Annotated in this window: 7 protein-coding genes; 5 read left to right on the plus strand and 2 right to left on the minus strand. The window is 64.9% G+C overall.

The annotated features are described in order from the left end of the window. The first annotated feature begins 33 nt into the window (after positions 1-33). A complete protein-coding gene (locus tag QMO14_RS05785) occupies positions 34-1,323 on the plus strand; it encodes a porin (protein WP_301505366.1) in 1,290 nt (429 codons plus the stop codon). A gap of 771 nt (positions 1,324-2,094) precedes the next feature. Here the strand turns inward: QMO14_RS05785 and QMO14_RS05790 are convergent. Beyond that, positions 2,095-2,301: a hypothetical protein gene (locus tag QMO14_RS05790; protein WP_301505368.1), complete on the minus strand. Its 207-nt coding sequence runs from the start codon at positions 2,299-2,301 to the stop codon at positions 2,095-2,097. A gap of 9 nt (positions 2,302-2,310) precedes the next feature. Continuing rightward, positions 2,311-2,586 carry a hypothetical protein gene (locus QMO14_RS05795; RefSeq protein WP_301505370.1) on the minus strand — a complete coding sequence of 92 codons (276 nt, stop codon included), beginning with the start codon at positions 2,584-2,586 and terminating at the stop codon, positions 2,311-2,313. A 51-nt stretch (positions 2,587-2,637) separates the two neighbouring features. On the opposite strand from QMO14_RS05795, the gene QMO14_RS05800 reads away from it, so the two are divergent. The 4 genes from QMO14_RS05800 to QMO14_RS05815 all read left to right on the plus strand — a co-directional run. Continuing rightward, entirely contained in the window at positions 2,638-2,922 is a 285-nt protein-coding gene (locus QMO14_RS05800) for a hypothetical protein (RefSeq protein WP_301505371.1), read from the plus strand. A gap of 174 nt (positions 2,923-3,096) precedes the next feature. Further along, entirely contained in the window at positions 3,097-4,692 is a 1,596-nt protein-coding gene (locus tag QMO14_RS05805) for a class I SAM-dependent methyltransferase (protein WP_301505373.1), read from the plus strand. A 49-nt stretch (positions 4,693-4,741) separates the two neighbouring features. After that, on the plus strand, positions 4,742-6,478 hold the full coding sequence (ggt, locus tag QMO14_RS05810) for a gamma-glutamyltransferase (protein ID WP_301505375.1): 1,737 nt from the start codon (positions 4,742-4,744) through the stop codon (positions 6,476-6,478). 61 nt (positions 6,479-6,539) lie between these two features. Beyond that, the coding region (locus QMO14_RS05815) for a pseudouridine synthase (protein ID WP_301505377.1) at positions 6,540-7,233 on the plus strand (694 nt) is incomplete at its 3' end.

Genomic DNA, 7,233 nt, shown 5'->3' on the forward strand with positions numbered 1-7,233 from the left:
TTTTTTCCCGCCCACCAGAAAAAGGAGACATCCATGAAAACCGCCCTCGTGGCAACAGCGCTGCTGTCCTCTGCCGCCGCTGCTTCCGCTCAATCGTCCGTGACGCTCTTTGGCGTTGTGGACGCTGCCATCAGCCACTACACAGCTCGAAGCGAGTTCTACAACGACTCCGGCCGCATCGTTCCGCTCCCCGCGAATGGCAATGCGGTCACCCGAACTCAAACGGTCCTGTCCAATAGCGCCAACTCGAACAGCCGGCTGGGATTCCGCGGAACCGAAGACCTGGGCGGAGGCCTGGCCGCCAGCTTCTGGCTGGAATCTCCACTCGCCAACGATTCGGGCGCTGGCGGACTGACCAGCTTCTCGCGTCGCTCGACAATCAGTCTGTCCGGCGGCTTCGGTGAAATCCGGCTGGGGCGCGATTTCACGCCGACCTTCTGGAACGATTCGGTGTTCAGTCCGTTCAGCACGATCGGCGTCGGGGCGAACGTGATATCCACGGTAGGGACGAATCTGGCCATCGCCAGGGGACCGGGTTCCGCTGTCGCAGCTTCCGACAACTACCTGCGCACCAGCAACAGCATCGGATACTTCCTGCCGCCCAACCTCGGTGGTTTCTACGGCCAGCTGCAATATGCGCTGCACGAGAACGTTGCACAGAGCGGCTTGGCCGGAAGCCCGACACGAAAAGGGCAGTTTGCCGGCGGGCGTTTCGGCTATGCCTCCGGACCTCTCGATGTCGCTGTGGCCTATGGGCAAAGCACCGCGGCGGATGCCACTGCCGTGAATGCGCTCGGACTCCCCACCGGCGTGGGAGCGAACGAAAAGATCAAGACGTTCAATCTCGGAGCTTCCTACAACTTCGGGGTTGTCAAACTCTTCGGTGAACTGTCGCGGGTCAAGGATCAGTCGACCACGACAGCGCCATCTGGTTTAGGGGGCCTGCTCGTCGTCCGCGACGTCGACAAGTACAACGGCGGTCTCGTCGGGGTCACGGTTCCGGTGGGCCCCGGGTTGATCAAAGCAGCTTATTCCCGGGTCAAGTTCGACAACGACCTGGGGCCGCTGGCGACGCCATTCACGCCGCGTCGCGACGCTTCCGTCAGCAAGTTCGCGATCGGATACGAACACAACCTTTCCAAGCGGACGGCACTGTATGCAACGGCTGCCTGGATCCGGGCTAAGGATGCCCAGAACAATGCCGCGATCATCGGCGCGGCCACCGGAACTGCTCCCTATCTGTCGACCGGTGCGGTCGGCGGCTCGGGCTACGCACCGCGGCGGTCTATGGGATACGACATCGGGATCCGGCACACGTTTTGAGGTTGCATCTTGCTCAGGCTATCGCTCGTCGCCCCGACGCTGGGCTGTTTCAGCCTGGTGGAGGCGGTGAGTACAGCTTGCACAGTCTGCGGACGCTGTGCTCGCCTTTCTAGCGCTCGATGAACGCGTACTTCGGACTGCTTGGCAAAGTACGCGGCGGCCTTTTTGGATGTCGCGCTCCTCGGTCACGCGCTTGAACTCGGCTTTCAGCCGCCGCGGTTCGTCTGTCTGCGACATCTGCGCGTGCCGATCACCGTGACGATCTGCTCGAGAACGCGCGTGGCATGGCGGTGAATACGGTTTCAAGGCCTGCGCGGACGAGTTGAGTTCATATGTGCCCGGCAAGACAACCAGGCACTCGCCGGCGAGCGTGGATCAGGGGGGGAGGCCGAGACGGCTGGCCCCCGGTCCGGGCCGTTCGGGGGGTGTACTTCCGGTTGCTTGATCGATCGGCTGTACATCGAGCGGATCGCAAGGGCTGCTGATCTGGTTTCCGTCGAACTTAACTCGCAGGAACCTTCCGCTCGCTCCGGCTACCGTGCCGAACCTGCCGTCACACAATACGCGGCTTCCTCGTTCGAGATCGAGCCCGTGCAGCCGGCAAATCTCCTTGATGGTCATCTTTTTTGCTCACGGCGATAGTTGTCAGCAAATTGTTTTCGGATGACATGGGCGCGTCTTCTTCCAGGATTCGTCCGCTTGTGTAGGACGACCGCGTGGGCGCTTGAAGTCGTGCACCGGGTCTGGCAGCGTCAGCTCAGTTCGACGCTGTCAATAGCACTGGAAGAGGACGCCCTGTTCCGCAGGAGCCTTGCCCAGCCAGCGCGGCGTCTTGTCGCGCGCATCGCAATAGTCGGATGCCTGGACATAGGTCATGGCGCGCAGGACCCCTTCACGGACTTGCGTCACCTCGTTGGGGGGAGTGGAGCAGCCGGCGACGAGGACCAGGGCGAGCGGAAGCAGTGTGCGCCAAATCATCGGGGCATTCTAAGACCGGGGATCGTTGGAGCTGCGCCCGCGACCCGGGTAGAGATACCTGAAGTATTCGCCCGACCGGCCGAACAATTGCCTTGCAAGCTGGACCGGATCTTCGTCCTTGTGCTTCTCATAGAGCACCGGTCCCCAGATGATGAAGCCGTCGATGCTGAGGCTCCTGGGTGAAGGCTCGATGGCCTTCCATGCATGTGCGAACTTCGAGATCCAGGCAAGCGCTTCCTTGAGCGGATAGTTCGGCGGGGCGGTCGTTTCGTCGGTCGACGGCATGGCGGACTTCCTTGTTGAAAAGACTGTACAAATATACAGTAAACTACTCCCATGGAAAACATGCCCGCCACTCTCTGGATCGCCGCCTGCGCGCACCGGTTGCAGCAGCGGTGGCACACGGTGGACGCCCTCGATCTGGAGGACGTCGCACGAACCCTGTGGCGCGACGCGCGTCTGCGTGCGATGTGGCCGGAAGACGCTGCGGCGGATTGGCTCCGCCCGGTCGCCCGCCCCGAGGAAAGCGGCGAATGTTCTTCCGATCCCGGTCTTTTCCATCCCAGTTTCTCCTTGACGGGTAAACCGTCCCCCGCTGGTCAACCTGTGCGGGGGCCTTGACGCAATGCCAAGCAGATAGGCTTTTCACGCCCGGCCAATCGGCCGGGCTTTTTTATTGCGCCACGGCCTGTGGTCACGGCTATAGTCAGCGAGCACTGTCACATCGCGGTCACTGTCTGCGATCGTCTCTGCGCTCCTTCCTGCCACTTGCCCAGATCCCGAAAAAGGACGCCCGTGCCGGATTCCCTGACTTCCGAGTTGACCAGCTATTACGACACGGTGCCCTACGACTCGCATCCGTTCCCGCAATCGGCGATGGAGCACCTGGAAGCGCTGGCCTTTCTTTTCGGTCTCGACGTTCCGCTCCCCGCAACGGCCCGCGTACTGGAGCTCGGCTGCGCCGCTGGCGGCAACCTGATTCCCTTCGCTGCCCGTCATCCCCAGGCGCGCGCGGTCGGCGTCGACCTGTCGACCGTGCAGGTGGACCAGGGCATGGCTGCCATCGAACGCGCGGGGCTGTCGAACATCGAGCTCAAGGTGTTCAACCTGGCGGAGGTCGATGCCTCGTTCGGCCAGTTCGACTACATCGTCTGCCACGGCGTCTACAGCTGGGTGCCGGGCCCGGTGCAGGACGCGATCTTGCGTGTCTGCAGCGAGAACCTCGCACCGAACGGCGTGGCTTACATCAGCTACAACGTCTACCCAGGCTGGAAGGCGCGCGAGATCGTGCGCGATGCCATGGTCCTGCGCGGAGGGCCGCGCGACACGCCCGAAGAAAAGCTCTCCTACGCGCGCGGCATGCTCGACTTCCTCGAACAATCGGCCCGCCCCGACAGCGTGCTCAAGAAGACGCTCGAGGAGGCCATGCCCATCGTGCGCAGCGCCAACAGCTCCTACCTGCTGCACGAGTTCCTGGAGCCCTGCAACGCGCCATGCTATTTCAAGGAGTTCGTCTCGCGCGCACAGGCCCGCGGCCTTGCATACCTGTGCGACGCGGAGCCGTCGACGATGTTCGTGCAGAACTATGGCGAGAAGGTGCGCGATCCGCTGCTGCGCGAGTGCGGCGGCAGCCAAGTGCTCATGGAGCAGTACCTCGATTTCCTGGTCAACCGCACGTTCCGCCAGACGCTGCTGGTGGGCCAGCCGCACGCCAGGGACATCCGTTACAAGCTGCAGCCGGCGCGCATCCGCCAGCTCGAACTCGCGGGCATCTTCAAGACCGAGGACGGCACCGCGCTCGCCCTCGACGCGCGCGAGCAGCCCTGCAATGCGCAGCGCGGCCTCAAGGTCAGGCTGCGGCATCCGGTGCACAAGGCGGTGGCGCATCTGCTTGACACGCGCTATCCGGCCTCGATGCCCGCTGGCGCTCTCATCGGGGCCGTGGCCGGTCTGGTGGGGCAGCCCGTGGCGGTGGTCGAGCCGGTTGTGATGGCCATGGTCGAGGAACTGCTGATCCTCGGCGCCCTGCGCTTCAGGCGCTCGCCGGTACTCACTGCCGAGACGGTTTCCAGCCTGCCGCAGACGCTGGCCGCGGTACGAGGTGCGGTGGCCCTGGTGGAGGGCGCCGGCGTCACGGCCAGCACGTGCAATCAATGGCACGAGCACGTGACGGTGTCGCTGCTCGAACGCAGCCTGCTGCCGCTCCTCGACGGCACCCATTCGCATGAAGCGCTGGCCGAACATCTCGAAGCCGAGGTGCGCAGCGACCGGCTGCGCTTCGTCAAGGACGACAAGCCGTTGACCGAGCCGGCGGCCGTCAGGGAGTTTGCGCGCCAGCAGGTCGCGCTTGCGCTCGATGCATTGCGCCGCAAGGCACTGCTCACGGCCTGATTCGATCAACACAACAGATTCTTCAACACGCCCTAGAGGAGACTTCAACATGCAACAAATCCACTGGACTCCGAAACTGAGGGGCGCCGTCGCGGCGGTCCTCGTGCTGGCCGCGGCCGGCGCGACGAACGCGGCGTCGGTGGCGCCCGTCGCCGCCGAGAACGGCATGGTCGTGAGTGCGCAGCACCTGGCCAGCAAGATCGGCGTCGACGTGCTCAAGCGCGGCGGCAACGCGGTCGACGCAGCGGTGGCCGTGGGCTACGCGCTGGCGGTGGTGTATCCCGCAGCGGGCAACCTCGGCGGCGGCGGCTTCATGACCGTGCAGCTGGCCGACGGCCGCAAGACCTTTCTCGACTTCCGCGAGAAGGCGCCGCTGGCCGCCACGGCCAACATGTACCTCGACAAGGACGGCAACGTCATCAAGGGCCTGAGCACCAAGGGCCACCTCGCGGTGGGCGTGCCGGGCAGCGTCTCGGGCATGGAGTACGCGCGCGAGAAGTACGGCACCATGAAGCGCGGCGAGTTGCTCGCCCCGTCGATCCAGCTGGCCGAAAAGGGCTTCACGCTGCAGCAAGGCGACATCGACCTGCTCGGCACCGCCACGGCCGACTTCAAGGAAGACCCGGCTTCGGCCGCCATCTTCCTGAACAAGGGCGAGCCGTACAAGGTGGGCGACAAGCTGGTGCAGAAAGATCTCGCCAGGACGCTGCGCGAGATCAGCGCCAAGGGCACGGACGGCTTCTACAAGGGCTGGGTCGGCAACGCCATCGTGGCCTCCAGCCAGGCCGGCAAGGGCCTGATCACGCAGGCCGACCTCGACCAGTACAAGACGCGCGAACTCGCTCCGGTGGAATGCGACTACCGCGGCTACCGCGTGGTATCGGCGCCCCCGCCGAGCTCGGGCGGCGTGATCATCTGCGAGATGCTCAACATTCTCGAGGGCTACCCGCTCAAGGACCTGGGCTACCACTCGGCGCAGGCCGTGCACTACCAGATCGAGGCCATGCGCCACGCGTACGTGGACCGCAACAGCTACCTGGGCGATCCCGACTTCGTGAAGAACCCGCTCGACCGGCTGCTCGACAAGGGCTACGCCGAGAAGATCCGCGCCGTCATCGATCCGAAGAAGGCCGGCGTCTCCAAGGACATCAAGCCCGGCGTCGCGCCTCACGAAGGCAGCAACACCACCCACTACTCGATCGCCGACAAATGGGGCAACGCGGTCTCGGTGACCTACACGCTGAACGACTGGTTCGGCGCCAAGATCACCGCCGCCAAGACCGGCGTGCTGCTGAACGACGAGATGGACGACTTCACCTCCAAGGTGGGCGTGCCCAACCTCTACGGTTTGGTGCAGGGCGAGGCCAACAAGATCGAGCCGGGCAAGCGCCCGCTGAGCTCGATGAGCCCGACCATCGTGTCCAAGGACGGCAAGCCGGTGATGGTGGTCGGCACGCCGGGCGGCAGCCGCATCATCACTGCGGTGATGTTGACCATGATCAACGCCATCGACTACGGCATGAACGTGCAGGAAGCCGTCGACGCGCCGCGCTTCCACCAGCAGTGGCTGCCTGACGTCACCAACGTCGAGGCCTACGCGCTGAGCCCCGACACCCGCAAGATCCTGACCGACATGGGTCACAACCTGGGCGTTCCGCAGCCGGCCAACCACCTTGCGGCCATCATCGTCGGCGCGCCGTCGCTGGGCGGCAAGCCGGTGGGCAACAACCGCTTCTACGGCGCCAACGACCCGCGCCGCAACACCGGGCTGGCGGCAGGGTACTGATCCTGCGGCAAACTCGAAGGCGGCCGTACCCTTGGCGGGGCGGCCGCTTTTTTCTTTTCCCATGCATCTGCAAGACATCCTCTACACCCAGGGCTTCGGCACGCGCCGCGTGTGCGCGGGGCTGGTCCAGCAAGGCCACGTGAGCATCGGCGGCGAGGTGGTGGACGACCCGTTCGCCGACCTGGAACCCGAAGGACTCCACTACATCGTCCAGGGCACCCCGTGGGAGTACCACGAGAAGGCCTACCTGATGCTGCACAAGCCGGCCGGCACCGAGTGCTCGCAGAAGCCCTCGACCTACCCGAGCATCTACACGCTGCTGCCTTCCCCGCTGCGGCTGCGGCCCAACAAGGGCGCGGTGCAGGGCGTGCAGGCCATCGGCCGGCTCGACCAGGACACCACCGGCCTGCTGCTCCTGACCGACGACGGCCAGTTCATCCACAAGATGGGTTCGCCCAAGCACCATGTGCCCAAGGTCTACGAGGTGACGGCCAAGCACCCGGTGGACGAAGCGCAGATCGCGAAACTGCTGGCCGGCGTGGTGCTCGACGACGATCCGAAGCCGGTGCGCGCCGCCGCCTGCGAGTCCGACAGCCCGCTGCACCTGCGGCTCACCCTCACCGAGGGCAAGTACCACCAGGTCAAGCGCATGCTGGCGGCGGTCGGCAACCGGGTGGAGGGGCTGCACCGCTCGCGCATCGGCGAGCTGGCGCTGCCCGCCGAGCTCGCGCCCGGGCAGTGGCGCTGGCTGACCG

It is taken from the genome of Variovorax sp. CAN15 (genome assembly GCF_030462475.1).
In the GTDB taxonomy this organism is placed as follows: Bacteria; Pseudomonadota; Gammaproteobacteria; order Burkholderiales; family Burkholderiaceae_C; genus Variovorax.

What these genes read in the sequence shown, in the direction of transcription:
- QMO14_RS05785 (WP_301505366.1), top strand. Translation starts at nt 34, where the DNA reads ATGAAAACCGCCCTCGTGGCAACAGCGCTGCTGTCCTCTGCCGCCGCT.
- QMO14_RS05790 (WP_301505368.1), bottom strand. Translation starts at nt 2,301, where the DNA reads ATGATTTGGCGCACACTGCTTCCGCTCGCCCTGGTCCTCGTCGCCGGC.
- QMO14_RS05795 (WP_301505370.1), bottom strand. Translation starts at nt 2,586, where the DNA reads ATGCCGTCGACCGACGAAACGACCGCCCCGCCGAACTATCCGCTCAAG.
- QMO14_RS05800 (WP_301505371.1), top strand. Translation starts at nt 2,638, where the DNA reads ATGGAAAACATGCCCGCCACTCTCTGGATCGCCGCCTGCGCGCACCGG.
- ggt (WP_301505375.1), top strand. Translation starts at nt 4,742, where the DNA reads ATGCAACAAATCCACTGGACTCCGAAACTGAGGGGCGCCGTCGCGGCG.